Origin of the sequence: Planktothrix pseudagardhii (assembly GCF_904830925.1) — a bacterium.
Classification (GTDB): domain Bacteria; phylum Cyanobacteriota; class Cyanobacteriia; order Cyanobacteriales; family Microcoleaceae; genus Planktothrix; species Planktothrix tepida.
Window position 1 is genome coordinate 2573878 of the sequence record NZ_LR882967.1, and the last position, 25853, is coordinate 2599730.

22 protein-coding genes are annotated in these 25853 nt (G+C 38.0%); 17 read left to right on the forward strand and 5 right to left on the reverse strand.

Annotated features, from left to right (window positions below; all coding sequences use genetic code 11):
• Positions 1-66 precede the first annotated feature (66 nt).
• Positions 67-1905, reverse strand: coding sequence for an aspartate kinase (locus NMK36_RS10870; RefSeq protein WP_254173706.1), 1839 nt, complete (start codon positions 1903-1905; stop codon positions 67-69).
• A 388-nt stretch (positions 1906-2293) separates the two neighbouring features.
• Here NMK36_RS10870 and NMK36_RS10875 point away from each other — a divergent pair, with 388 nt between their 5' ends.
• Positions 2294-5083, forward strand: coding sequence for an ATP-binding protein (locus NMK36_RS10875; RefSeq protein ID WP_254173707.1), 2790 nt, complete (start codon positions 2294-2296; stop codon positions 5081-5083).
• 48 nt (positions 5084-5131) lie between these two features.
• On the forward strand, positions 5132-6388 hold the full coding sequence (locus tag NMK36_RS10880) for a hybrid sensor histidine kinase/response regulator (protein WP_072721946.1): 1257 nt from the start codon (positions 5132-5134) through the stop codon (positions 6386-6388).
• On the opposite strand, the gene NMK36_RS10885 is transcribed toward NMK36_RS10880, so the two are convergent.
• Positions 6378-6941 carry a GAF domain-containing protein gene (locus tag NMK36_RS10885; RefSeq protein ID WP_072721944.1) on the reverse strand — a complete coding sequence of 188 codons (564 nt, stop codon included), beginning with the start codon at positions 6939-6941 and terminating at the stop codon, positions 6378-6380. The two genes, NMK36_RS10880 and NMK36_RS10885, sit on opposite strands and share 11 nt — an antisense overlap.
• A 114-nt stretch (positions 6942-7055) precedes the next feature.
• Here NMK36_RS10885 and NMK36_RS10890 point away from each other — a divergent pair, with 114 nt between their 5' ends.
• The 7 genes from NMK36_RS10890 (at position 7056) to NMK36_RS10920 (ending at position 13680) form a co-directional block, all read left to right on the forward strand.
• The gene (locus tag NMK36_RS10890) at positions 7056-7847 is read left to right on the forward strand and encodes a mechanosensitive ion channel family protein (protein WP_072721942.1); all 792 of its coding nucleotides are present in this window, start codon (positions 7056-7058) and stop codon (positions 7845-7847) included.
• 79 nt (positions 7848-7926) lie between these two features.
• The gene (locus NMK36_RS10895) at positions 7927-8070 is read left to right on the forward strand and encodes a hypothetical protein (protein ID WP_186440454.1); all 144 of its coding nucleotides are present in this window, start codon (positions 7927-7929) and stop codon (positions 8068-8070) included.
• A gap of 117 nt (positions 8071-8187) precedes the next feature.
• Positions 8188-10014, forward strand: coding sequence for an ABC transporter ATP-binding protein (locus NMK36_RS10900; protein ID WP_254173708.1), 1827 nt, complete (start codon positions 8188-8190; stop codon positions 10012-10014).
• Between the two features lie 147 nt (positions 10015-10161).
• Complete coding sequence (locus NMK36_RS10905) at positions 10162-11064, forward strand: J domain-containing protein (RefSeq protein WP_254173709.1); 903 nt, start codon at positions 10162-10164, stop codon at positions 11062-11064.
• Positions 11065-11318: 254 nt separating this feature from the next.
• Positions 11319-12551 (forward strand): ATP phosphoribosyltransferase regulatory subunit, encoded by a 1233-nt coding sequence (locus NMK36_RS10910; RefSeq protein WP_072721936.1) that lies wholly within the window; start codon positions 11319-11321, stop codon positions 12549-12551.
• Positions 12552-12704: 153 nt separating this feature from the next.
• On the forward strand, positions 12705-12932 hold the full coding sequence (locus NMK36_RS10915; protein WP_072721934.1) for an indolepyruvate ferredoxin oxidoreductase subunit alpha: 228 nt from the start codon (positions 12705-12707) through the stop codon (positions 12930-12932).
• 106 nt (positions 12933-13038) lie between these two features.
• Entirely contained in the window at positions 13039-13680 is a 642-nt protein-coding gene (locus tag NMK36_RS10920; protein WP_245824365.1) for a PAP/fibrillin family protein, read from the forward strand.
• A 161-nt stretch (positions 13681-13841) separates the two neighbouring features.
• Here NMK36_RS10920 and NMK36_RS10925 read toward each other — a convergent pair whose 3' ends face one another.
• The 3 genes from NMK36_RS10925 to NMK36_RS10935 all read right to left on the reverse strand — a co-directional run bounded on the left by NMK36_RS10925 (position 13842) and on the right by NMK36_RS10935 (position 15282).
• Complete coding sequence (locus NMK36_RS10925; RefSeq protein ID WP_072721930.1) at positions 13842-14219, reverse strand: PH domain-containing protein; 378 nt, start codon at positions 14217-14219, stop codon at positions 13842-13844.
• Positions 14220-14329: 110 nt separating this feature from the next.
• Entirely contained in the window at positions 14330-14836 is a 507-nt protein-coding gene (locus tag NMK36_RS10930) for a hypothetical protein (RefSeq protein ID WP_072721928.1), read from the reverse strand.
• 128 nt (positions 14837-14964) lie between these two features.
• Positions 14965-15282 (reverse strand): hypothetical protein, encoded by a 318-nt coding sequence (locus NMK36_RS10935; RefSeq protein ID WP_072721926.1) that lies wholly within the window; start codon positions 15280-15282, stop codon positions 14965-14967.
• A 217-nt stretch (positions 15283-15499) separates the two neighbouring features.
• On the opposite strand from NMK36_RS10935, the gene NMK36_RS10940 reads away from it, so the two are divergent.
• The 8 genes from NMK36_RS10940 (at position 15500) to NMK36_RS28980 (ending at position 25853) form a co-directional block, all read left to right on the forward strand.
• Entirely contained in the window at positions 15500-17431 is a 1932-nt protein-coding gene (locus tag NMK36_RS10940) for a carbamoyltransferase family protein (protein WP_254173710.1), read from the forward strand.
• 76 nt (positions 17432-17507) lie between these two features.
• Positions 17508-17921 (forward strand): SxtJ family membrane protein, encoded by a 414-nt coding sequence (locus tag NMK36_RS10945; RefSeq protein ID WP_254173711.1) that lies wholly within the window; start codon positions 17508-17510, stop codon positions 17919-17921.
• Positions 17921-18085 carry a DUF5989 family protein gene (locus NMK36_RS10950; protein WP_087882252.1) on the forward strand — a complete coding sequence of 55 codons (165 nt, stop codon included), beginning with the start codon at positions 17921-17923 and terminating at the stop codon, positions 18083-18085. Before NMK36_RS10945 ends, NMK36_RS10950 begins: the two co-directional genes overlap by 1 nt.
• Before the next feature lie 3 nt (positions 18086-18088).
• Complete coding sequence (locus NMK36_RS10955) at positions 18089-19303, forward strand: SGNH/GDSL hydrolase family protein (protein WP_254173712.1); 1215 nt, start codon at positions 18089-18091, stop codon at positions 19301-19303.
• A complete protein-coding gene (locus NMK36_RS10960) occupies positions 19300-20526 on the forward strand; it encodes an SGNH/GDSL hydrolase family protein (protein ID WP_072721919.1) in 1227 nt (408 codons plus the stop codon). Before NMK36_RS10955 ends, NMK36_RS10960 begins: the two co-directional genes overlap by 4 nt.
• Positions 20527-20621: 95 nt before the next feature.
• Positions 20622-21947 carry a hypothetical protein gene (locus NMK36_RS10965; protein ID WP_072721917.1) on the forward strand — a complete coding sequence of 442 codons (1326 nt, stop codon included), beginning with the start codon at positions 20622-20624 and terminating at the stop codon, positions 21945-21947.
• 329 nt (positions 21948-22276) lie between these two features.
• The gene (locus NMK36_RS10970; protein ID WP_254173713.1) at positions 22277-25720 is read left to right on the forward strand and encodes a PAS domain S-box protein; all 3444 of its coding nucleotides are present in this window, start codon (positions 22277-22279) and stop codon (positions 25718-25720) included.
• Entirely contained in the window at positions 25650-25853 is a 204-nt protein-coding gene (locus NMK36_RS28980; protein ID WP_367997180.1) for an Hpt domain-containing protein, read from the forward strand. Before NMK36_RS10970 ends, NMK36_RS28980 begins: the two co-directional genes overlap by 71 nt.

Consider the following 25853-nt stretch of genomic DNA (forward strand, 5'->3'; position numbering starts at 1 on the left):
ATTATCCTATTTTGACTATAAAACCCTGTTTCTATATTACTCTAGTTTGACTGAAGCTAAATTCTATTAAGCAACGGGCGCACGTTCAGGTACAATAAAGGTTTCCTCACCGGATAATTCAAAAATTTCATGAACGGCTTTTAACGCTTCTACGCCTTGGTTTTCATCCACTAAACAACTAATTTTAATTTCAGAAGTCGCAATCATTAAAATATTAATATTTCGCTTTGCTAAGGCTTCAAACATTTTAGCAGCAACCCCTGGATGATGAACCATTCCTGAACCCACCACACTAACTTTAGCAATGGATTTATTCACGATAATTTCACTATAACCCAATTCAGATGAGGCTTGTGTTAAAATCCTTTCAGCTTCATCGGCATCCCCTTGGGCGACTGTAAAAGCAATATCCCGTGCTAAAATTCCGTTGACTTGATGACAGCGTTGGGATTGAATAATCATATCCACACTAATATTATGATCCGCTAAAATAGAGAATATTTTGGCTGCCATCCCTGGACGATCTGGAATATGGCGAATGGCTAAACGAGCTTGTTTAATATCTAATGCTACACCTCGGACAGGGGGTAAACTGGGATCAACAGGCGGTTTTTCTAGCTCAAAATTGCTAGTAATTTTACAATCAGAACTAATTTCAAAAGATTGACATAAGGCAGTAACCGCTTGTTGACAATCTTCGGCTGCAATGACACAACTCACTTTAACTTCTGAAGTCGAAATCATCTGAATATTAATACCCGCTTCTGCTAAAGTATTAAACATTTGAGAGGCAACTTTTGGCCGTCCAATCATTCCCGCGCCGACAATACTGACTTTAGCAATAGGGGTGTCATCTCCAGTTACTTCAGCATTACCCAGATCAGAATGATTCGGTTTTCCTAAAGCAGGTAATAAAGCATCAGCAACGGCGATCGCTTTAGTAAAATAATCTCGTTCTACAGTAAAGGTAATATCATTACTATTCCCTTCATGAATAGATTGAATAATTAAATCCACATCTAAATTTTGTACCGCAATTCCCCCAAATAATTTTGCTGCAATTCCAGGACGATCGGGTATTCTTAATAAGGAAACTGCGGCTTGATTCGTATCAAATTCAACACCATCTACCGGACGGGCTAATTCTAATCCTTCTAAGGGTCGGGGTTGAGGTTTGGGGGCGATGACTTTCGTTCCGGGGTCATCTGTCCAACTAGAACGCACGACTAAAGAAACCCCATAATTACGGGCAATTTCTACTGCACGAGGATGTAAAACTTTCGCCCCTAAACTGGCGAGTTCTAACATCTCATCACAGGTAATTTCTGCCATTAATTGAGCATTGGGAACTAAGCGAGGATCGGTGGTTAAAATCCCTGGAACGTCGGTATAAATTTCACATACATCTGCTTTTAAAGCGGCTGCTAACGCCACCGCAGAGGTATCAGACCCCCCTCGTCCTAATGTTGTAATTTCTAAATCATCTTGACTACTTACCCCTTGAAATCCGGCGACCACCACCACTTGTCCTTGATTTAAGTGGCGTTCCATGCGTTGAGTTTCAATACTTAAAATTCGGGCGCGAGTGTGTTCAGCTTCGGTAACAATTCCAACTTGAGCACCAGTTAAAGAAATCGCAGGTTGTCCTAATTCCTGCAATGCCATACTTAATAAAGCAATACTGACTTGTTCTCCCGTAGAGAGTAACATATCCATTTCTCGACGGTTAGGAGTCGCAGAAATTTGTTGAGCTAAACTTACTAATTGATCAGTGGTTTTTCCCATTGCAGAAACAACGACAACCACTTGATGATCTTGGGCTGTTTTTAATACCCGTTGAGCAACGGATTGAATGCGTTCAACGGAACCGACAGAACTACCACCGTATTTTTGAACAATCAGCATATTAACTTCAGAGTTAGCAATGGGAAAGGTCGAATTAAACTGAAAAATCAGAAGTTTTAGCCTGTGAAATTGAAGCGAATTCGCTTAATTGAACAGCAGGATAAATCAGCCTTTTGTATTTTACAGGATAAGACGAGAAAATTATCCTTAAGTTTCAAGAAAATTGTTTAAGGAATTTGGGACTGATGGAATAAAAGTTAAGGTTCCCGGTTGTGATAGCCTAGCAGAGAGAGAAGGAACCTGAAGGACTTGATCAGCTAGATTGTTAAATGTTAAATTTTTTACAGAATCTCGCTACTGTCGCCCGCGTTCTTTCTGAAATCTACGCCGATTTGGGATTTTAAGATGAATGACGCAGGTTCACTTACCCAGTTACCAGAGGGAAAATATGATCAAAATTAATGACCCGATGTTTCAGAAACTTCCTCTTCGCGTTATTCTAATTGTTCCCTTTGTTTTACAAATTTTTATAGCGGTTGGTTTGACGGGATATTTATCTTTAAGAAATGGTCAAAAAGCAGTCAATAATTTAGCCCTTCAGTTACAACATGAAGTCGGAAGTCGGATTGAACAACATTTAAACAGTTATCTTTCGATTGCACCGCAACTGAATCAACTGAATGCTCATGCGATTGAAATGGGAACGATTAGCCCGAATAATCTAGTGCAAATGGGGCAGTTTTTTTGGCAACAGCGTGTTACCTTTAATATTGGTTATGTATTATTTGGTACGCCAACGGGAAAGTTTTCCAGTGTCGGCAATTATTTTGGAGATCAAAGAATTACCTTTGATACGGTAGATTCTCAAGCTTACGGAAGTTCTTTGATGCACACTTACGAAATGAATAGTAAGGGAGAACCCACACAACTTGTATTAAAAAGTGATCAAGACTATTTATTTCAAAAAGAAGGATGGTATATTACAGCAAATTCCTTGAGAAAACCAACCTGGAGTAAAGTTTATAATTGGGAAGTTACACCCTATACCCTTTGTATTGCAGCCAGTTATCCTTTATTCAATCAAAATCAACAATTAACGGGGGTATTAGGGGTAGAAATGCGATTATCGCAAGTGAATGATTTTTTGCAAAAACTGAAAATTAGCCCTTCCGGTAAGACTTTTATTATAGAACGGAATGGATTGTTAATTGCAAGTTCGAGTTCTGAAGAACCCTTTCGCATCAAACCCGGACAAAAACCGCAACGATTAAAAGCTTCAGATAGTCAAGAACCGTTAATTAAGGCAACTGCAAACTATTTAGAATCTAAGCTTAAAGATTTTAAAACCATCCAAACGATTCAACAACTCCAATTTTCTTTACAAGGGGATAAACAGTTTGTTCAAATTGCACCTTGGCGAGATCAATTAGGATTAGATTGGCTAGTCGTTATTGTTGTCCCAGAGTCCGATTTTATGGGAGAAATTGATGCGAATACTCGAACTACAATTTTACTTTGTTTTGGGGCATTAATTTTAGCAATTATATCAGGAATTTATACCACCCATTACATTACCCAACCAATTTTACGCTTAAGTTCTGCATCTAAAATGATTGCAACATCGGCTCAACAGGGGTTTAGCGGTGAGTTAGTTAAAACCAGAGTCGAAGAACCCAAAATCAAAGAATTAGGGGTTTTAGCTCGCTCCTTTAATCAAATGAGCCAAGAATTACAGGATTCTTTTGGTGCTTTAGAACAGACCAATAAAGTATTAGAAAAACGGGTGGAAGAACGAACAGCCCAACTCACAATAGCAAAGGAAAAAGCCGATGCTGCTAACCAAGCTAAAAGTGAATTTCTAGCCAATATGAGCCATGAGTTACGCACCCCATTAAACGGAATTTTGGGCTATGCTCAAATTTTAGGACAATTGGAACCCCTGACGGAAAAAGGACGCAAAGGAGTAGATATTATTCAGCAATGTGGTTATCATCTTTTAACCCTGATTAATGATGTTTTAGATTTATCCAAAATTGAAGCTCGAAAACTAGAACTCTACCCAACTGATTTCCATTTTCCTGCCTTTTTAGAAGGGGTTGTTGAAATTTGTAATATCAAAGCTCAACAAAAAAGAATTCAATTTAATTATCGACCCCAAGAAAATCTTCCCATGGGGATTCGCGCTGATGAGAAACGTCTGAGACAAGTTTTAATTAATTTATTGGGAAATGCGATTAAATTTACGGACAAAGGAAGCGTAACCTTTTCAATTCAAGCCACACCTATTCCCACAAATTCAAGGTATCGCCTACATTTTCAAATTAAAGATACCGGAGTGGGGATGACATCAGAACAATTAGAGCGAATTTTTCTTCCCTTTGAACAAGTGGGAGAAACCAAAAAGAATACAGAAGGCACAGGTTTGGGATTAGCAATTAGCCAAAAAATTGTTGCCTTAATGGGAAGTCAGCTTCAGGTACAAAGTCAATTAGAAACAGGCAGTATTTTCTGGTTTGATGTGGAAATATCCGAAGCCAAAGAATGGGCAAATACCTCTCGTAATATTCGCAAAGGAATCGTTACTGGATATCAAGGAGAACCCAAAAAGATTTTAATTGTTGATGATAATTGGGCAAATCGTTCGGTAATTGTAAACTTATTAGAGCCGATTGGGTTTGAAGTCATAGAAGCGAATAATGGTCAAGAAGGATTGGAAAAAGCAATAGTTATTTCCCCCGATTTTATTATTACTGATCTGATCATGCCTGTTCTGGATGGGTTTGCGTTTATTGATCAGTTACGTCAATTGCCTAAACTCAAAGATATTGTAATTATTGCTTCCTCAGCTAGTGTATTTGATAGTGATCAACACCGCAGTTTAGATGCGGGAGCTAATGCGTTTTTACCCAAGCCTGTTTCCGCAGATCTATTACTCGAATTATTACAAGTTCACCTGAAGTTAGAATGGATTTATATTTCCTCTGAATCTCCAATTTTGGATCAGAATCCACCTTCCCATTCTCAGCCGGAAACTCCAAAAATCCCATCTGAAATTTTATCAAATTTGTACGAATTAGCTCAAGAAGGAGACGTAGATGGTATACTAGAAGAAGCTCATTTGATCCAAACTCATGATCCGATTTATTTCGCTTTCACTCAACAAGTGATCCAGCTTGCGGAAAATTTTCAACTCAAAAAGCTGCGAGAGTTGTTGAGTCAAACCCTTAGCCAATCTTAAATTCTTTATTCTCGGATTAATCTCAATATTTATCCCCTACCTTCATTCATGCAAGACATTGGTTTTATCCTGATTGTTGATGACAATCCTACTAATTTATCGGTTTTATCTCAAACCTTAAAGGGTGAAGGATTTTCAGTACGAGTCGCAGAAGATGGAGAAAGTGCGTTGCAATTAGTGGAGCGCAAACAACCAGCTTTAATTTTATTAGATGTGCAAATGCCCGGTATTGATGGGTTTGAAACGTGTAAAAAATTAAAATCTGAACCTAAAAATCAAGGAATTCCGATTATTTTTTTAACCGCTTTAACGGATGTTGAAAATAAAGTCAAAGGACTTTCTCTAGGAGCAGTTGATTATATTTCTAAACCTTTTGAAAAAGAAGAGGTATTAGCCAGAGTTCGAGTGCATTTACAACTGAAACAACTTACAGAAACCCTAGAACAACAAGTTGCGGAACGCACTGCTACTTTAGAAAAAACCCAAATTCAATTAGTACAACAAGAAAAACTTTCGAGTTTGGGGCAATTAGTAACGGGAATTGCCCATGAGATTAATAATCCGATTAGTTGTATTATCAATAATCTTCCGTTAGCTCAAGACTACGTTCAGGATCTAGCTCATATTTTAACTTTATGTCAAACTTATTATGAGCAACTGCCAATCCCCCTACAAGAGGAAATCTTTCAAGCAGATTTAGATTTTATTTTAAAGGATTTACCTCAATTACTAAATTCCATAAAAATTAGTGCTGATCGAATTAAAGATATTTCAATTTCCTTAAGAAATTTTGCCCGTTCTGATTCCTCAACTCAAGTTTTATTTAATATTCATGAAGGTCTTGATAGCACTTTATTGATTTTGAGTCATCGCCTCAAACCCGTAGGGAAACAAGCCGCTATTCAATTAGTTAAAGAATATGGGAATTTACCCCAGGTTGAATGTTATCCCAGTCAACTCAATCAAGTGTTTATGAATCTTTTAGCCAATGCCATTGATGCCATTGAAGAAGCGGGACAACAGGGAGAGATGGAAAACCGAATTCCCACCCTGAAAATTTGTACAACCCAACCCGATCCCCAATCAATTTTAATTGAAATTTCTGATAATGGAATGGGCATACCAGAAGAGATTCTTCCGCGAGTTTTTGAGCCCTTATTTACCACAAAGCCTATGGGTCATGGAACTGGATTGGGATTAGTGATTGCCCACCAAATTATTGAAAAACATCAGGGTAAACTCAATCTTGATTCAACCCCAGGACAAGGAACAAATGTCAAAATCTGGCTTCCGGCTACTTCTTAAAATCAATAATTTCAGGTGCAGTTGATAAAGTTTCTGCGACGACTTTCATCCCATCTAATTCTGCCGAATTCCAAACATGAGGATGTTGACAATGATGAGCAATTAATAAACCCCAAAGTTCGTTAGAAACAATAACAGGAACGACTAAATTGGCACGAATAGAAAGACTGCGTAAAAAATTTTGATGACAAGGATGAATTGCTTCGGTTTCAATATCCGTGATCGCCGTAATTCTTCCCTTTTGATAATCCTGAGCATATTGATGATTAAAACACTCATCTGCACCTGTAGAACCATAGATTGATAAGGTGGCATTGCTCAACGATTCAAAGGTGACTTGCCCTTTCCATTGAGAATAAAAATAATATAAAACAACCCGATCACATTTCAGTTGAGTTCTCAGTTTATCCAGTTCTTTTTGGATTAAAGTATCTCGTCCCATGCTTGTTTTCAACCGCAGTGCAAATCGTTGTAAACCCGGATCGGCTGAATCAGGTTTATGTTCAAAGTCTTCGATGTTGTTGAATTCGTTTGGAGTAGAAGAAAAATTCATTTGGGGCTAATAAAATCATATTTCAGTTGATTATTCTATCATAAACTTATAATATTAAGCCGATGACTGAGCGATTTTTAATTTAATTTAAACTTTTCTTGAGATTGACAGCTTATGCTTACAAAGGAACAGCAACAGGAATTATTAACCCTATTGATCTCATTAATGAGCGAGTTTGGAACTCGAATTTTGATATCAATCCTGATTTTATTATTGGGTTTGTGGTTGGCAAAATTTATACAACGTTTGAGTCAACGTTTAATGATTCGGGCACAATTGGAGCCAACGCTGATTCGATTTCTAGTCAACTTAATTTATATTGCGGCGGTTACTTTTGTCGTGTTGGCAACTCTGGGAAAACTCGGAATTCAAACCACATCTTTTATTGCCGTTTTAGGGGCTGCCGGGTTAGCAATTGGTTTGGCATTACAAGGGTCTTTATCCAATTTTGCGTCTGGTGTGTTTATGATTATTTTCCGACCCTTTAAAGTTCACGATTATATTGAAGGAGGCGGAGTCGAAGGAACCGTTGAGGAAATTTCGATTTTTACAACTCTTTTAACCACACCCGACAACAAAATTATTATTATTCCCAATAGTAAACTTTACGGCGATAAAATTGTTAATCACTCTATTCAACCGATGCGCCGCGTAGATTTAAAGTTGAATTTCAGTTATAATACTAATCTGGAGCAACTTCGAGAATTATTTCTGACTCTCGTTCAAGCTGATCAACGAATTCTCTCAGAACCTACACCTGGTCTGGAGGTTCAGGAAATTGCGGGGAGTGGGATTAAGATTTTATTAACAGTTTGGGTGGCGACTCCTGACTACTCTCTGGTACGTTCCGATCTCAATGAACGTCTGAAACAAAGCTTAGATGCTCAGGGGATTCTATTAGTTTAATCCGTTGATTTTTACGGTCTATCGTCACAGAATAAGTTATCAATGCTAAAATCTCTCCTAGAGTTAGGCAAACTAAATCATGACATCCGACTTAGATCGTGGCATTATGAAATTTAAAGGGGCAGACAGCCCCACTGCAATTATTGTTTCTTCTGTGCTGGTTTTGGGAGGAATTGGCTTGCTGGTTTGGTGGGCTTTACAAACCGCCTATTCCCTATCCTAAAGGTAGAAATAGGAACAAAATCCGTTACTGATCTTGAGGATGCGAGCCAGCATCCTTTTTTTGTATTATACTTGTAACTTATGTGTTTTATATTGTAGTGTTTCACGACTCAAGATTATGGCGACCTTTCGGGATCTCGGTCAATCTTACCGAAAATATTTATCTCTATCTATCCTAAGCATTAGTGCATCTAGTACCTTTGAACTGATTGATTTAATGGTTCCTTATGCTATAGGACAAACGCTCAACGTTCTCTCAAATCAACCTGTTGATCAATTAACCCAATATTTCATTCAAGGAATCTCTAATTTAACGGGAATAGCCCAAACCCCTCAGCTTTCTTTAGGAGTTTTATTAAGTTTAATATTCTGTGTTACTGTTGTTAAAGCTCCCATACAGCCTTGGTTAGGGGTTTGGTATCATTGGTTAATTTCATTAAAAACTCGTCGAGATCAATATCAGAATTCTTTGCAAAAAATTCTTACCCTTCCCCTAGAATTTTATGATGAAAATAACCCTGGACGAATTGCTAGTCGAGTTGCAAAAGGGATTTCTAACCAAACTTGGACATATCCTGAAATTGCGGGTCAACTGATTCCTAAACTCATACGAGTCTTAGGAATTCTTGTAATTATTTCGTGGATTGCATGGCCGATTGCTATCTTCTTTTTATTGTCTTTTATGCTAATTTTGGCTTTTAGCTTAAAAACATTGAAACGGCTAATCGACTTAGAAGAAATTCTAGCGCAGTATGAAGAAAATACTGAAAGTCGCAATTCTGAGATTATTACAAACATCAAAACGGTTAAAGCATTTGCAACGGAATCTCAGGAGTTAAAACGGCAAACTACTCGTTTAAATCGAGAGTTTAAAATGGTGGTGGGTCGGATTCACAGAGGCTATGTTCATTTAATTACTCGTCAAGCAACCTGTGTACAATTTAGTCTATTTATAGTCTTAGGATTTACCTTAGTTGCCACGATTTCTGGTTATATTTCTCTAGGGTATTTTGTCACTATCTATACTCTAGCGAGTATGGCTTATTCTGAAATAACACCGATTAGTAATATTGCGGAAGTTTTTGCTCGTCGCTATGCGTCGATGATTCGTTTACACGAATTTATACAGTTACCAAAGGGACAAGATGCTGATGATTTAACCCCAAATCAAACCGACAGTCTGGCGGAAACTTCCTATCAATTTAACGGAAAAATAGAATTTTGTCAGGTGAGTTTTGGCTATAATCCGAATAGTTTGGTTTTACAGAATATCAATTTATTGATTGAACCTTATCAAACTGTAGCCTTAGTAGGACGTTCGGGTTCAGGAAAATCAACATTAGTTAAACTGCTGTTTCGTTATTTTGAACCTGATCAGGGTCAGATTTTAATCGATGGAATTGATATTCGCAATTTGAATGTTAGGGGTTATCGTAAACGGTTAGCCATTGTGCATCAAGAGGTGGATATTTTTAATGGAACTTTGTTAGAAAATCTGATCTATGGCAATCCTCATGCAACCTTTACAGAAGTCAAAGAAGCTTGTAAAATTGCTAAAGCCGATGAGTTTATTCAAAAGCTTGCGAAGGGCTATTCTACCCCTGTAGGAGAACGAGGCGTGCGGTTATCAGGAGGACAAAAACAACGGCTGGGAATTGCACGGGCGTTATTAGTAAATCCTGATATTTTAATTTTTGATGAAGCCACATCCAGTTTAGATTATGAATCAGAACGGGCGATCCAATTAGCCATGCAAAATATATTAGGAACACGCACAACCCTTATTATTGCCCATCGCTTGAGTACCATTCGAGAAGCCGATCAAATTGTAGTGTTAGATCAAGGTCAAATTGTAGAAGTGGGAACCCATGAAGCCCTGCTTCAACACCAGGGAATTTACCAACGCTTGCATACTTTACAAGAAACAGGAGAATTATTGGTTTAATTAACAAATCGCAATTATAGAGTTCAGAAACTGGGTTATTGCAGAAATCCAGTTTTTTTGACTTCTGACAGTTGAAGACGGGCTATATTAAGATTAAAGGGGTGTGATTCATTCAATTACAAGTTTAGGTAAGGAAGGCAGAAGAGTATGTTTGAAATTAAACAAGGGTTATTTCAGTTTGAGTTTACAGATAATCATGCGATTTTAGGGGTTTCCCTAGAAGCAGACTTTGAGGATATTCGCAAACGCTATATGCGGATCGCCCGTCGTTTGCATCCTGATACTTGTCCCTTTGACAACCCCCAGGATCACGAGTTAGCCAAGCAATTATTAGCGAAGTTAGTCAGTCCCGCCTATAATCAGTTTTCAAAAGAAGGTGAACGGAAAGAATATATTCTGCTGTTAAAAACCATGGGCGATCGCACGGTCAAAGAACAGCATAACCTAAAATTACAAACGGAAGCAGCCCAAAAACTGATACAAGCTTCTGACTATCAAACCGCTTATGAAACTGCTATTCAAGAGTTAGCTAAAAATCAATATGAATCTCCTCAAAAAGTCTTAGAAATTATTGGTAAAATTAGTGAATTAAACTTAATTTATCTCCTCCGTAAACATCAAAAAGGGGGGGGTTCTCCGGCTCCATCTCCCAAAGTGATCGATCAAACTCCACCGCCACCTTCTGTAATGCCGAAGAAAGATTCTTTCGTTGAACAAGCTTGTCGTCGTGCAGAACAGTTAATGGCGAGTCAAAACTATGCCCAGGCAATTTTAGAGTTAAAAGATGCGATTAAACGAGAACCCGATAATAGTCATTGTCATGGTTTATTGGGGTTAGTTTATTTAAAACAAAATCAACCGAAACTCGCTACACCCCATATTAATCGAGCCTTACAATTAAACCCAAAACAACCTCAAGCCTTAGAAGCTAAAAAACAACTGGAAAAAGCCACACCCCAAGCTGGAGCAAAATCCAAAACAGCCCAACCAGCATCTAAAAAATCAGAAGGCGGTTTATTTGGGGGGTTGTTTGGAGGTAAGAAGAAGTAGAGAATTGACGGTTGACGGTTGGCGATTGACGGTTAACCGACAACGGACAACCCACGCCCAGAATGCTGTATTGTAGGAAAAGTTACAAATTGCCGTTTGTATAGCAGTTGCCAAGGCAGTTAGGACATAGACTGAGGCTAAAACCGTGCACAGAGAACTCTTTTCCTGCCTGTTCCCAGTTAAGCTGTTCCCTGTTCCCCGTTCCCTGCTATAACTGGATTCTTAATGATTAATTGTTAATTTTTACGCTCAGTATGGTTTATCAACCCCCGTCGGGTGCGCGAGATTTACTTCCCCTCGATGTTACCCAAAAAGTTTGGATTGAACGGCGCTTACAACAGGTGTTTCACCGTTGGGGCTATCATCAAATTATTACCTCAACCTTGGAACGGTTGGACACGCTGATGGCTGGGGGTGCGGTACAACCCTCAACGGTGATTCAACTCCAAGATTCTGAAAATCAGGGGTTAGGACTGCGCCCTGAATTAACGGCGTCCATTGCTAGGGCGGCAGTGACTCGCATGGGGAATCTACAATCTTGGCCCCAACGTTTGTATTACAACGCCAATGTTTTCCGCAAACAAAAGACAATTGATCAGGGACAACAGTTAGAATTTTATCAAGCAGGTGTGGAACTGTTGGGTGCTGGTGGATTACGCGCTGATTCAGAAATTTTGCTGTTATTGCGAGACTGTTTGCAAACTTTGGGGTTAAATAATGCGGATTTAATTCTGGGAGAAGCGGGTTTAACTCAATCGTTATTATCGCCTTTTCCACCTAAAGAACGGGAAAAAGTAAGAACGGCGATCGCTAATTTAGATCGAATTGGTTTAGAATCGTTATCACTTGCTTCAGAACTGCGAGAACGAGCCTTATTTTTATTTGATTTACGAGGTCGTCCAGAAACCGTATTATCCCAAGTTTCTCAACTGGATTTAGATTCATCTCAACGACAAGCGGTAAATAACCTCAAATCCTTAATAGAATTACTGCAAAAATGTTGGGAAAATTCGGAAATTCAACCTGCAATAACCTTAGATTTAAGTTTAGTTCAAACCTTTGATTATTATACGGGAATTGTATTTATTGCCGTCAGTGATACCGCATCCGGGGCAAGGGTATTAGGGCAGGGAGGACGTTATGACCAACTTCTCGGTCTGTATCATCCCCAAGGCAAAACAGAACCGGGAATTGGCTTCTCATTGAATCTTGAAGACTTGCATCAAGTGTTATTGGGACGGGGTGAATTACCGCATCAAACCCCGGCTAGTGATTGGTTAGTGGTAGCCCAAACCCCAGAAGCAGATGCAGCGACTTTTGCCTATGCCAGTCAGTTAAGGCAGTTCAGTGAGTTAGTCCGGGTAGAAGTGGAGTTAGAACACCGGGAAACTGCTGAAGAGATTCGGGACTATGCTCGTCGTCGAGGCATTGATCAAATTGCTTGGGTTGATGTTAACGGCGACCCCAAAATTGAAAAAATTGTTTAAGGGTAAAGGGGGTGAATTGTTAAACAGTTCTAATCAATTTTAGGAGAACAGTTTCACCCCCTCTATAATTTTTATCCCTTGCCAATTCGTTGATTTATCGTTAAAAATTAAAAAGAATTAACTGCCCTATTTTTTAGCAGGAGAATACTAATCATGCCCCATAGCATTGTCACGGAGGTTTGTGAAGGTGTTAGCGATTGTGTTACGGCTTGTCCCGTTGCTTGTATTCATGAAGGCCCTGGAAAAAATACAAAAGGAACAGATTGGTATTGGATTGATTTTTCCACCTGTATTGACTGCGGAATTTGTCTGCAAGTTTGTCCTGTTGAAGGGGCAATTGTAGCAGAAGAACGCCCCGAATTACAGAAAACGCCTCATTAAAAAGGGAATAGGGAATGAGCATTCTTGCAATAGGAATTTTACCTTTGCTTATTCCTTATTCATTGCTAAAACTTGATTTATTGAAAAGATAATCTGAAGGAATTTTATGATGTTAACCCAAACCAACTTAAAACAACAATTAATGACTAAAATTGAAACTGTTCAATCTCAACTTGGAAGAATAGACGGATCTCCCGCCACAAACCTTAAAATTAAACCTGATCTCGCAGAAGAAATTGAGACGATGGTAGTTCAACTAGAAGCTAAAAATCCTAATTATCGACCCTTACTATATAATCCTTTATTATTAAATGGATCTTGGTTACTGCTCTATTCTACAGCCAGGGAAATTCGCAGTTTAGCTTCATTACCTTTAGGGTTAAAAGTGGGAAAAATCTATCAAATGATTGATGTCGAGTCTCGACAATTTTTTAATCAAGCGTTTGTTAGACATCCATTAGGATTAATTTCCGGTTATGTTAAAGTAACGGCTACCTTTGAACCCGTTATTGATGATAATAAGTTACCCAATAATCGCCTGAATGTTTTCTTTCAACAACGCTATATTGCTATTTCTAATATTATAGGGGTTAAGACTCCTCAACTAGAACCCGCCCGTGTTGTTCCCGCCCGAAATCCCGTAGGTCGTATTCCTAGTTTAGAAATTACTTACCTTGATGAAACCTTTCGTATTGGTCGAGGAGGAGATGGGAGTTTATTTGTTTTGAGGAAAAGTGAATTAGAGTAAGTTTTAATTGGTGCGTGCGATATCGTTATCGTTTTGATCATCAAGGAATTAATAAAATGGAGAGAGAGGAATTAAGAAAGATGATAAAATCTTGGTTAAATCGTTATCAAAAAAAGGAATAAGCTGCTACACAATACCAGGACATAGCAGCTTAAATGATTTTACTTCAGCACATAATAAGCTAATACACTTTGAACTTCATAGATATTTAACCTGCGGTTAAACTCTCGTTCAATGGGTGTAGAACTACCGGATATCCAGATTTTCAACTCTGCATCTAGGTCAAAGTGTCCCGATGTTTCAATGCTAAAATGAATAATACTGCGATAGGGGATGGAATGATATTCAATTTTTTTCCCCGTAATGCCTTGTTTATCAATAAAGATCAATCGTTTATTGGTAAATACAATTAAATCCCGAACTAACTGATAAGCCTTCTCGACAGACTCACCCTCTGCTAAAAGTTTCGTAAGTCCCTCTTGTAGCTTTTCTGAATTAATTTCAGAGGCATTACCTAATAAGCCATCGATTAATCCCATCACTGACCTCCAAACGGAAATTGATGCCTTTGGATTTTAAAGGTTATATTGATAATATCGCACTACACATTAAAGTTAGAACAGTTCTATCTCATTAGCTCAAAAATGATTTAACGCATTGCTAAAACAGAGAAATTAATTGATAAAGATTTTACATTTTCATCAATTAAAGTGGGATAACTTTCTTTGATTTTTTCAAAACTAATCATTTTTTGCAGGAAATCGCTATTGGCTATTGAAAAATCATGATCAAATTCAATCACAGGAGGATCAGAAACAACGGTTAATTCTCCCCATTCACCTATTAAATGATAGGCTTCGTTTTCCATAAAAAATTCATCAATATTACCATAATCCCAAGTTCCATCAGGATCAACAATTGGGAGCATTTTATTTAAAGTTAGATTATAGGTTTGGGGATGGGAAAATTTTAAAGTTATTCTTCGATAACAATACTGTTCTCCAGGCAAAGGAGAAGTGTAAAGGGGATGATTTTCTGTCAAAATAGCTTCTAACAAGAATTCTATAGAGGTATCAGTTTTAATGCCCAATACATAACTATCTTCAAGATAGATATTTTCTAAACCTGTCAACTGCCAATAATTAAGTCTATCCATAATTTATGATGTTGAACTGAAATGGTTGAACTGTTTTTTGTTAGGTCAGAAAAGAGTTGACTTAGCTTGTTAAACTCAAGTCAACTCTTTTTATGAGGTTATCCTAAACCAGCATCACTCAGCCCATCCTATATGTCCCATTGGATTCGTGTATGATTCCCTGGACTTTTGCGAGTAACGTGATTTCCCCAGATATCTATCCTTTGGGTATCAGGATTTCTGAGTTCAACATGAGGATAATCACTTCCAGGTGTCCTGGAACTGCCTTGCTTTAAGGTTAGCCGAACTACGCCATTTTCATCGACGTATTTTAACGGGCCTTCAGCAGTTTGAGTGGGTTGGTAGCCTTTTAACTCTGCCCACAACTTAAAATCACTGGCTTTTGGAATTTCACCTCTTTCGACAATCTGGATGATTGTTTCCAAGGTGGAGTCTGAATTTATCATTTAACATAATAAGGTAATTAGATATCAATATAGTTTTTTAACAATATCGTCAACTTTCAATTTTGTCAACCTAACTAACGGAACTACCCCTCAACCATCAACAGCTAACCGTTCAACCATCAACCCTTGCGCCAGATTGTCCACTTAACGCTATAATCTCTTGATTATTTCTTTATGATCACAGACAGGCCCGACTGCGCCTAGTGAGGAGATGTTCATGAACATACTTGGAATTTCAGCTTATTACCATGACAGCGCTGCGGCGCTCGTCTGTGATGGTAAAATCGTGGCAGCAGCCCAGGAAGAACGGTTTACACGCAAAAAACACGACCCTAGATTTCCAGCCAATGCCATTCGCTATTGTCTTCAGGAAGCGAACATCACCTTTTTTGAAATTGATCAAGTCGTTTTTTACGATAAACCCCTGGTAAAATTTGAGCGACTCCTCGAAACCTACCTCAGCTACTCACCTCGCGGGTTTCGTTCTTTTATTAAAGCCATGCCCGTTTGGTTAAAAGAAAAACTTTACCTAAAATCTGTATTAAAAAAAGAATTATGTGCGATCGCAGGCGCTAAAAAAGCCAAACTTCCCCCATTATTATTTACAGAACATCATCAATCTCATGCGGCTTCTGCCTTCTTTCCCAGTCCCTTCCAAAAAGCGGCGGTGATGTGTTTAGATGGCGTAGGAGAATGGGCGACAACTTCCGTTTGGTTAGGGGATGGTAATAGTTTAACGCCCGTTTGGGAAATTGATTTTCCCCATTCTTTAGGCTTACTTTATTCTGCCTTTACCTATTATACAGGGTTTAAAGTTAACTCTGGAGAATATAAATTAATGGGATTAGCACCCTATGGTGAACCCATTTATGTTGATAAAATCCTCACCCATTTAATTGATTTAAAAGACGATGGCACATTCCGATTAAATTTGGAATATTTCAATTATGCCGTCGGTCTAACCATGACCAATACCAAGTTTGATCAACTGTTTGGTGGCCCGCCTCGTAAACCCGAAACCCCCATTAGTCAACGGGAAATGGACATTGCGGCTTCCATTCAAGTCGTCACCGAAGAAGTGGTGTTGCGCCTGACCCGCAGTGTTCAGAAAGAATTAAATGTTGATTACCTGTGTTTAGCTGGGGGTGTGGCCCTCAACTGCGTGGCTAATGGCCGAATTCTGCGCGAAGGCCCCTTTAAAGATATTTGGATTCAACCGGCTGCTGGAGATGCGGGAGGGGCGTTAGGGGCTGCCTTAGCAATTTGGTATCAATATCATCAACAACCTCGTAATGTGGAAACGGATCTCGCCCTTGATATTTCGGCTGAAAAACTATTAGAAACCAGTGCGGGTTTAAAATCGGCTGTTGTTGCCCTAAAAACCACCCAAAAACGCTTAGATTATATGGAAGGTTCCTATCTGGGGCCGAAATTTAGCGAGGTGGAAATTCAGGAATATTTAGATAACGTCGGAGCGAAATATTTACGATTAGATGATGTGGAATTAATGCCCCGTTTAGCGGAAATTTTAGCCGATGGAAACGTGGTCGGATGGTTCCAAGGACGAATGGAATTTGGGCCGAGGGCGTTAGGGGGACGTTCAATTATTGGTGATCCGCGCAATCAAAAAATGCAGTCGGTGATGAACTTAAAAATTAAATATCGGGAATCTTTTCGACCCTTTGCCCCATCGGTGAGGGCGGAACGAGTTTCTGATTATTTTGAATTAGATCGCCCCAGTCCCTATATGTTAATTGTGGCTCCGGTTCAAGAGGATTTAAGAATTCCTATGTCCCCGGAACAGGAACAATTATTTGGGATTGAAAAACTCAATGTTCCTCGTTCAGAAATTCCAGCAATTACCCACGTTGATTATTCCGCACGGGTACAAACCATTCACAAAGAAACCAATCCTCGCTATTACGATTTAATCCATCATTTTGAAAAACGCACGGGCTGTGCTGTGATTGTTAATACCTCTTTTAACGTGCGAGGAGAACCCATTGTAGGCAGTCCAGAAGATGCCTATCGTTGCTTTATGCGAACTGAAATGGATTATCTGGTTTTAGAGAATTTCCTGTTAGCCAAAACCGAACAAACGGCTTGGGAAAAAGATGATTCTTGGCAAAAAGAATTTGAATTAGATTAATCAGTAGGGGCGGGGTTCCCCCGCCCGGACTCAGTTATCAGTTATCAGTTCTTTTAGTCAACTTTAAATCAACATTATGACTGATCACGATATTCCCCAACTTGACGCGAAAGGATTACGCGAATTTGGATTAACAACTGGAGCCATTATTATTGGCTTATTTGGTGTTGTTTTGCCTTTATTACTCGGACATTGGCCGCCGCGAACTTGGCCTTGGGTATTAGGAACCATCCTCATCCTTTGGGCATTAATTTCTCCTAAAACCTTAAATCCGGTGTATCACCTGTGGATGAAATTCGGGTTGTTCATGGGGGCAATTAACAGCAAGATTATTCTCGGTGTCGTCTTTTACGTTATGATAGCTCCGATGGGATTCATTAAACGCCTATTCGGTTCTGATTCGATGCAGCGTCAATTTAACCCTAATCTCTCAACCTATCGGGTTGCGAGTAAAGTCAGACCTAAAGAAAGTATGGAGCGACCGTTCTAGTGTTTGAAGCAACATTAGATTTTTTAAAAGACATTTGGGCGTTCATGAGAGAACGCAAAAAGTATTGGTTATTGCCTCTAATTATTACATTGGTTTTATTAGGGGCGTTGATTGTTCTCAGTCACGGTTCTGCGATCGCACCCTTTATTTATACCTTGTTTTAAACGATGGGGCAGTGGAAGGCATGGGCAGTAAATCTAGGGCTGGCTTTAAGTAGTTTAGTCCTAGGGATTGCCATCGGAGAAATCGGTTTAAGATTAGCCAAAATTGAGGGACTAAAAAAACTTCCTGAACCCGGTCATGCAGTTTTTTCTCCCTCCTTTTTTACTCAATCTGATCCAGATCGAGGCTGGTCAAATCGACCCGGAGCAAAAGGATGGTGGCAGTATGAAGGGGAATCCTACGTTGAAATTAATAGCGATGGATTAAGGGATAAAGACTATGCGATCGCTAAACCTAAAAATACTTTTCGGATTGCAGTTTTAGGGGATTCTTTTACCTTAGCCTCCCAAGTTCCTCCTAACAGTAACTATACTTCAGTTTTAGAAAAAACCTTGGGTAATTGTGCGAAATTCAAGGGAAAAAATATTGAAGTTCTCAATTTTGGAGTGGATGGCTATGGAACTGCCCAAGAATTAATTACCCTGCGAGAAAAAGTTGAGAAATATAACCCGGATTTAGTGATTGTTGCCTTTTTTATTGGGAATGATGTTATTGATAATTCTCGCAAATTAGAAGACAACTATTATCGACCGTTTTTTGTGTATAAAAATGGTCAGCTAGAGCCGGATTTTTCCTTCCGCAACTTACCTATGGGCTATAGTAACCGCTATTTAATTACAACGGTTGATCATCTTCCTGATTGGTTAGTGAACCATTCTCGAATTTTACAAGTTGCCAAAAAAGCTGAACTAGAATATCGCAAAAACAATTTAGTTAAACACTCAAATCAGTTAAGTGTAACGACTTTTCGAGAACCTCAAGATTCTGACTGGAAAGAAGCTTGGCAAATTACTGAAGATCTCCTCAAATTAATGGCTCAGGAAGTCAAAGACAAAGGAGCTAAATTTTTATTAATGGTGATTGCTGATCCGATGCAAGTTCATCAAGATGAAGCCACAAGACAATTTTTTAAAGTTTCCAATAAAATCGAAAATTTATATTATCCTAATGAACGATTAAAAGCAATCGGAAAACACAACAATTTTCCAGTCTTAGATCTCGCTCCCGATTTTCAAGCTTATGCTAAACAAAATCAAGTTTGCTTACATGGATTTGAAAAAAATAATACCCTTTGTGGGGGACATTGGAATTCCAAAGGACATCACTTAGCCGCAGAATTAATTACAAATCAATTGTGTAAAACTGATAACGGATTATGAAATTTTTGAAATCTTTAATTTTAAATACGAGCTTAGTTTTTGGCAGTTTAATTTTAGCGGTTATTTTGGGTGAAATAGCCTTGCGAGTAGCAGGAATTAAATATCCGCCGCCCCTTCCTCCAGACTCGGAAGCGTTAGCTTATACGGCAAAAGATCCTTATCGGGGTTGGTCGCCTCGACCCAATGCTAAAACCGTTTGGCGGGGAGAAGGAGAAGCGTCAGAATTAAAAATGAATGGGTTTGGAATGCGCGATTATGAACGAACCTTAGAAAAGCCAGCCAATAGTTATCGAGTTGCAATTTTAGGGGATTCTTTTATGGAAGCGTTACAAGTTCCCCTGGAAAAAACCGCCGCCTCGGTAATGCAATCTCAACTCAAAAGTTGTCCTGTTTTAAAAGGCAAAACCGTTGAAGTTTTAAATTTTTCTGTTCAAGGTTATGGAACTGCTCAAGAGTTAATGACATGGCGACATCATGCTCAACAATTTTCACCGGATTTAGTGATTTTAGGGTTCTATCCGGGTAACGATATTAGAAATAATTATCGTCCCTTAGAGCATGATCATTTACGTCCCTATTTTGTAGAAAAAAATGGTCAACTTGTGGAAGATTTATCGTTTAGAACCTTAAATCCTGCCAGTCTTGAACGAGATTATTATATGTTCTCAAAACTGGATCAATTGCCTTATGAATTAATCGCTAATTCTCGAATTTTACAACTGATTCGACAAGCAGAAATCGAATCTAAACGTCGTCAATTACAAAAAGATTATGAACAAACCGATATTAATTTTTATAAAGAACCTCCTGATCAAAACTGGCAACAAGCTTGGAAGATTACAGAACAATTAGTAACCTTACTGAAAAATGAAGTGACGGCAAAAGGCAAGGATTTTATGGTGGTAATGGTGAGTGATTCCTTTCAAGTTCAACCTGACCCTAAAAAACGTCAGAAATTTATGGAAGCTCATCAAATTCAGGATATTTTTTATCCTGATAAACGAATTTATGCCCTCGGACAACGAGAAGGATTTCCGGTTTTCCGACTCGCAGAACCCTTACAAAAGCAAGCCGAAAAAACAGGAGTTTGCTTACATGGATTTAAAAATGCTGAAGCTTGTGGCGGACATTGGAACCTTCAAGGAAATCGCCTCGTCGGGGAATTAATGGCAAGTGAAGTCTGTCAACGGCTGATGCGCCAATCCCCAAGCACTCAAAAATAAAATCAAAAGGAAATGGGGATGAATTTATTATATAATAAACCTTTATTCCCTCAAAAAACACTTGATTTTTCTCTTTTAACATTCTCGATCTTACCATGAAAAATTTTAAATTCTTTCCTAAAGCCAAAGAAGGTATAAAAATTGCGTTAATTAACTTAGTTGTATTATTCGTTTTTTTAGAAATGGGTTCCTTAATTTTTTATTATTTTAAACATCAAAAACTTTATTATACCCGTGACCGTTCAGAGGATGTTCAAAATCTAGGAATTAATTTAGAAGGAGTTAGAGTTAACGAATCTGTCGTTGAACGATTACATCCGTATTTTGGATATGTTCAAAAACCAGGGCCGGATTTTAGACCGGGATTTAAGTATAATAATTATGGGTTTATTTCTCCCTACGATTATCCCTACAAAAAAACTAATCCTAATCAAGTGATTGTTGGGGTGTTAGGAGGTTCTGTTGCATCTAACTATTCTATTTATGAAATCCAAAATAGAATTTTAGAAACCAAACTCCAAAAATTACCTCAATTTAAAGATAAAGAATTAATTATTATATCCTTAGCGATTGGAGGTTATAAACAGCCTCAACAGCTAATCACATTAAATTATATGCTATCTTTGGGGCAAAAATTTGATTTCGTAATTAATATTGATGGCTTTAATGAAGTTGCCTTAGCGAGTATTAATAATCAACAAAAATTGAGTTTTGCGATGCCCAGCGCATCCCATGTTCAAGCCTTAACAGGTTTAGCCAATAACAGCCTATCTACAAAAGCTCTACAAGCTTTATTAAGCATTAAAGATAATAAACCAAAACTCAGAAATGCGTTAGAAACTTTAAAAAATTGTCCCTTAGCTTCCTGTCATGTTGTGATGTCTTTGTATGTTCAAAAATTAGTTGACAATTATCGTCGGGATGTCGCCCGCTTTGAACGGTATCGTCAGCAACCGTCTGAGGATGGTAGTGCAGAAAGTGTGATTTATTTTTATATGGAAGATCACGTTTTACCCGATGCTGAAGTGTTCCAAGACATTACCAATAATTGGGCTGAAACTTCGATTTTAATTCATCAAGTTTTAGCTGCCAATAATATTCCTTATTTTCATATTTTACAACCAAATCAGTATTATCCGACAAAGCGAGTCTTTAGCGAAGCTGAAAAGAAAATTGCCTTTAGTGAGGATAGTCCTTATAAAGATTCTATTAAAAAAGGGTATCCTTTCTTATTAAAAAAAGTCGATGAACTGAAAGCTAATAAAATCCATTTTTTTAATGGGGTATCTATTCTCGATAATGTTCAAGAACCCGTTTATATTGATAATTGTTGTCATTTTAATAAACCTGGGGAGAAGATTTTATCAAATTTTGTTGCTGATTCCCTGTTTAATGTCTTCAAAAATAAGCCAAATCCCTAGGAATGGGTTTTGTAACCTCTGTACTCATTCAAGCTTAAAACCTCGACTTTAACCCTTAAACCAGATACACCATTATTCTCCTTCCAGCCCAATTTAGGGAAAACTGGGAGGATTTTCGTGATTTTAGCTATTTTTCCTGATTCTCTAAGCTTTCCTAACCTTCCGTTGATTTAGGATGATTCTATAAGTCTAATTGTAACAATATTGAATAAAAGGATTTCCCTACATCGGTTTTGGATCTAAAATTAGTTCAGGAGAGAGAAATTTATCTTAGGCTGTTTAAAAGCAACCAGAAAAAATATTTTTTGGGATTACAGGGAGAGGGATTCATGAACATATTTAATAAAATTTTAAATAAAATTGGTTGGATTCCCTTGCTGACAGGAACCGGAATTTCTGCCGCAACGCTTTTACTGTGGTCTAGTTTAATCACTCAAGAACGTCATCAAATTCAACAATTATTACATCAAGAAGCTGTAACAGTTGAACTGATTATTTATAATCAAATAACGTCTCGGATACAAGGTTTAGAACGCATGGTTGTTCGTTGGGAAGTGCGAGGCGGTATCCCCAAAAATGAATGGGAAAGTGATGCTAAAAATTATTTTGAAGATTACGGAGGTTTTCAAGCAATTCAGTGGGTTGATTCTAAATTTAACGTTCGTTGGATTTATCCTCTCAAAGGGAATGAAGCGGCTCTTAATTTTAATTTAGAGCATGATATTTTGCATCATCCCAGCTTAGAAAGAGCCTTGAATAGTAATCAAACTGCTCTTACTCCAGCGATTACTTTAGTTCAAGGAAGTGAGGGATTTGTAGCTTATTTGCCAATTTTTAACCGAAAAAACAATAAATTTCAGGGGTTTATAGTGGGTGTGCTTCAAGTTAAATCTTTAATGAATTTAATTTTAAAATCAGAAAATTTAAAATATTATATTGTTGATATCTTACAAAATAACGAAATTATTTATCGATACCAAACTAACCCATTAATTCACCCAATTCAGCAAAAATATATCAAGAAATTAGACCTCTATGGTACGAAATTTGACCTTGTTATTATAGGCAGTTCCGAACTGATTCAACTGATTAAATCGCCTCTGCAAATGGTAATTTTATGGGGAGGCTTTATGATGGCGTTGAGTTTAACTTTAACATTATATTTTGCCCGCAGTTCTCTACGGAAATCTCGACAACTAGAAGAAATTAATCAAAAATTAATTCAACAAATTTGTAAAGAAGAAGCCACTCGTCAAATTTTGGAAGAAACAACAACCTTGCAAGAAGCTATTCTGAATAGTGCTAATTATACCATTCTTTCAACAACCATTGATGGGACTATTCGCACCTTCAATAAAACCGCAGAACAGTTATTAGGTTATTCTGCTGAAGCAATTATTGGGCAGAAAACTCCTGAAATTATTCATGACCCAGAAGAAGTTAAGCACCGAGCTTTGTTACTGTCTCAAGAATTAGGAACTACTATCGAGCTAGGTTTTGAAGTATTGGTAGCAAAAGCTTTACAAGGAGATATTGATGAGCGAGAATGGTCATATCTTCGTCAAGATGGTTCTCGATTTCCGGTGTTAGTTTCGATTACTTCTTTACGAAATCAAGAGGGGGAAATTACTGGATTTTTAGCCATTGGTAACGATATTACGGAACGAAAACGCTCCGAGGAAGCGTTACAAAAAACCTTACGCGAGTTAGCGTTTCATAAATTTGCTCTTGATCAAGCGGCTATTGTTTCGATGACCGATGGTAAAGGAAATATTACTTATGTTAATGAACGGTTTTGTAAAATATCTGGCTATTCCAAAGACGAATTAATCAGTCATACCCACCGCGTGGTTAATTCTCATTATCATCCGTCAGAATTTTTTGCTCATCTATGGTCAACCATTCACCAAGGAAAGGTTTGGCAAGGGGAAATCAAAAATCAATGTAAATCCGGTCAATTTTATTGGGTAGATACTACTATTGTCCCCTTTTTAGATATTGCCAATAATCCCTTTCAATATTTAGCGATTCATTTTGATATTACTCAAATCAAAGAAGCTGAGGAGCAATTAAAACAACAAATTAAACAAGCGATTTTGTTGAAAACAATTACCGAGGAAATTCGCCAAAGTTTAAATACAAAACGGATTGTTGAAACAACCGCCCAACTTCTGGGTCAAACCTTTGAGGTAAATCGATGTTTAATTCATACCTATCTTGAACCTCCGGTTTCAGAACTGCCAGTTGTGGCTGAATATCTGGTTGGAGGTTATCCCACTTTAATGGGAGTTAAAATTTCGATTCAGGAAAATCTCTATACCGAACAATTAATTATTCAAGATCAAGCAATGGCTACATCTAATGTTTATACAGATCCTTTATTAGCAACACTTAAAGTTTTCTGTCGTCATATTAAGTTAAAATCGGTTTTAGCCGTGCGGACATCCTATAAAGGCAAACCAAATGGCGTGATTACACTACATCAATGTGATCGGTTTCGAGATTGGACAGAAGATGAAATTGAACTCTTAGAAGCCGTTGCTGCTCAAGTCGGAATTGCCTTAGCCCAAGGTAAAATTTTAGAGCAAGAAATCCGCCAAGGAGAGCAACTGTCTCAACAAAATTTAGCCCTAGAAAAAGCCAAAGCTGAAGCCGAAGCTGCTAATCGGGCTAAAAGTGAATTTTTAGCCATGATGAGTCATGAAATTCGCACTCCCTTAAATGCTGTGATTGGGATGACTGGATTATTATTAGATATGAATCTAACTGATCAACAACACGAATTTGTAGAAACAATTCGCACCAGTAGTGATACCTTACTCATGGTTATTAATGATATTCTTGATTTTTCTAAAATTGAATCAGGTCAACTGGATTTAGAAAAACATCCCTTCAATCTTCGCAATTGTGTTGAAGAAGCCTTAGATTTAGTTGCCTCTATTGCCCATCATAAAAATTTAGAATTAGCTTATTTAATTACACCGTCTACTCCGACAACTCTCATCGGAGATGTGACTCGAATTCGCCAAATTATAGTAAATTTATTGAGTAATGCGGTTAAATTTACTGAAACGGGAGAAGTGATTATTTCGATTGATTCTGAATTGATTGAAGAGGAAAACTCCACTCATTTCTATGAACTTCATTTTGCCATTAAAGATACCGGAATTGGTATTCCTGAAGAACGGAGAGAACGATTATTTAAACCCTTTAGCCAAGTTGATTCCTCGATGACTCGCCGTTATGGAGGAACCGGATTAGGATTAGTGATTAGTAAACGTTTATGTGAAATGATGCAGGGTAAAATTTGGGTAGAAAGTACCCTTAATGTTGGGTCTACTTTTCATGTGAAGGTGATTCTTCAATCAGACCCCAATGCCTCGATATCTGATGTCGAAAAAGTATCTCTCGATTTATCTCATAAACAATTATTAATTGTGGATGATAATGCCACTAATCGTCAAATTCTTACCCTACAAGCCCAATCTTGGGGAATGGAAGTACAAGCGGTTGAATCAGGTTTAGAAGCGTTAACCTTGTTAGTTCAAAACACGGCTTTTGATTTAATCATTATTGATATGCAAATGCCACAAATGGATGGTTTAAGTTTAGCAAACTGTATTCATGCGTTGCCAAATACTCAACATTTACCCCTGATATTATTAAGTTCTGTTGGTAATTTTTTACCCCAAGATAGGGGCTTTGGCACTACAAAAATCGGCTCACGCGCTGAAGTCTTTAAGTGTTACCGTAGGAGCAGTACACCTGGCTGAACTAGCTGGAGAATTAGAGGTTAAGGGACGTACAGGTTCAGTGGGTAGTGTTCAATCGTTAATGGAGCAGTTAGTCCAAGAATACGAACAAGTTAAAGTTGCATTGCAGGATGAAATAACCCGAATACAATGA

Coding starts and splice junctions, on each gene's coding strand:
- NMK36_RS10875 (WP_254173707.1), top strand. CDS start 2,294: ATGATCAAAATTAATGACCCGATGTTTCAGAAACTTCCTCTTCGCGTT.
- NMK36_RS10960 (WP_072721919.1), top strand. CDS start 19,300: ATGAAATTTTTGAAATCTTTAATTTTAAATACGAGCTTAGTTTTTGGC.
- NMK36_RS10955 (WP_254173712.1), top strand. CDS start 18,089: ATGGGGCAGTGGAAGGCATGGGCAGTAAATCTAGGGCTGGCTTTAAGT.
- NMK36_RS10885 (WP_072721944.1), bottom strand. CDS start 6,941: ATGAATTTTTCTTCTACTCCAAACGAATTCAACAACATCGAAGACTTT.
- NMK36_RS10940 (WP_254173710.1), top strand. CDS start 15,500: ATGAACATACTTGGAATTTCAGCTTATTACCATGACAGCGCTGCGGCG.
- NMK36_RS10945 (WP_254173711.1), top strand. CDS start 17,508: ATGACTGATCACGATATTCCCCAACTTGACGCGAAAGGATTACGCGAA.
- NMK36_RS10880 (WP_072721946.1), top strand. CDS start 5,132: ATGCAAGACATTGGTTTTATCCTGATTGTTGATGACAATCCTACTAAT.
- NMK36_RS10895 (WP_186440454.1), top strand. CDS start 7,927: ATGACATCCGACTTAGATCGTGGCATTATGAAATTTAAAGGGGCAGAC.
- NMK36_RS10900 (WP_254173708.1), top strand. CDS start 8,188: ATGGCGACCTTTCGGGATCTCGGTCAATCTTACCGAAAATATTTATCT.
- NMK36_RS10870 (WP_254173706.1), bottom strand. CDS start 1,905: ATGCTGATTGTTCAAAAATACGGTGGTAGTTCTGTCGGTTCCGTTGAA.
- NMK36_RS10970 (WP_254173713.1), top strand. CDS start 22,277: ATGAACATATTTAATAAAATTTTAAATAAAATTGGTTGGATTCCCTTG.
- NMK36_RS10905 (WP_254173709.1), top strand. CDS start 10,162: ATGTTTGAAATTAAACAAGGGTTATTTCAGTTTGAGTTTACAGATAAT.
- NMK36_RS10910 (WP_072721936.1), top strand. CDS start 11,319: ATGGTTTATCAACCCCCGTCGGGTGCGCGAGATTTACTTCCCCTCGAT.
- NMK36_RS10890 (WP_072721942.1), top strand. CDS start 7,056: ATGCTTACAAAGGAACAGCAACAGGAATTATTAACCCTATTGATCTCA.
- NMK36_RS10965 (WP_072721917.1), top strand. CDS start 20,622: ATGAAAAATTTTAAATTCTTTCCTAAAGCCAAAGAAGGTATAAAAATT.
- NMK36_RS10935 (WP_072721926.1), bottom strand. CDS start 15,282: ATGATAAATTCAGACTCCACCTTGGAAACAATCATCCAGATTGTCGAA.
- NMK36_RS10925 (WP_072721930.1), bottom strand. CDS start 14,219: ATGGGATTAATCGATGGCTTATTAGGTAATGCCTCTGAAATTAATTCA.
- NMK36_RS10930 (WP_072721928.1), bottom strand. CDS start 14,836: ATGGATAGACTTAATTATTGGCAGTTGACAGGTTTAGAAAATATCTAT.
- NMK36_RS10915 (WP_072721934.1), top strand. CDS start 12,705: ATGCCCCATAGCATTGTCACGGAGGTTTGTGAAGGTGTTAGCGATTGT.
- NMK36_RS10920 (WP_245824365.1), top strand. CDS start 13,039: ATGATGTTAACCCAAACCAACTTAAAACAACAATTAATGACTAAAATT.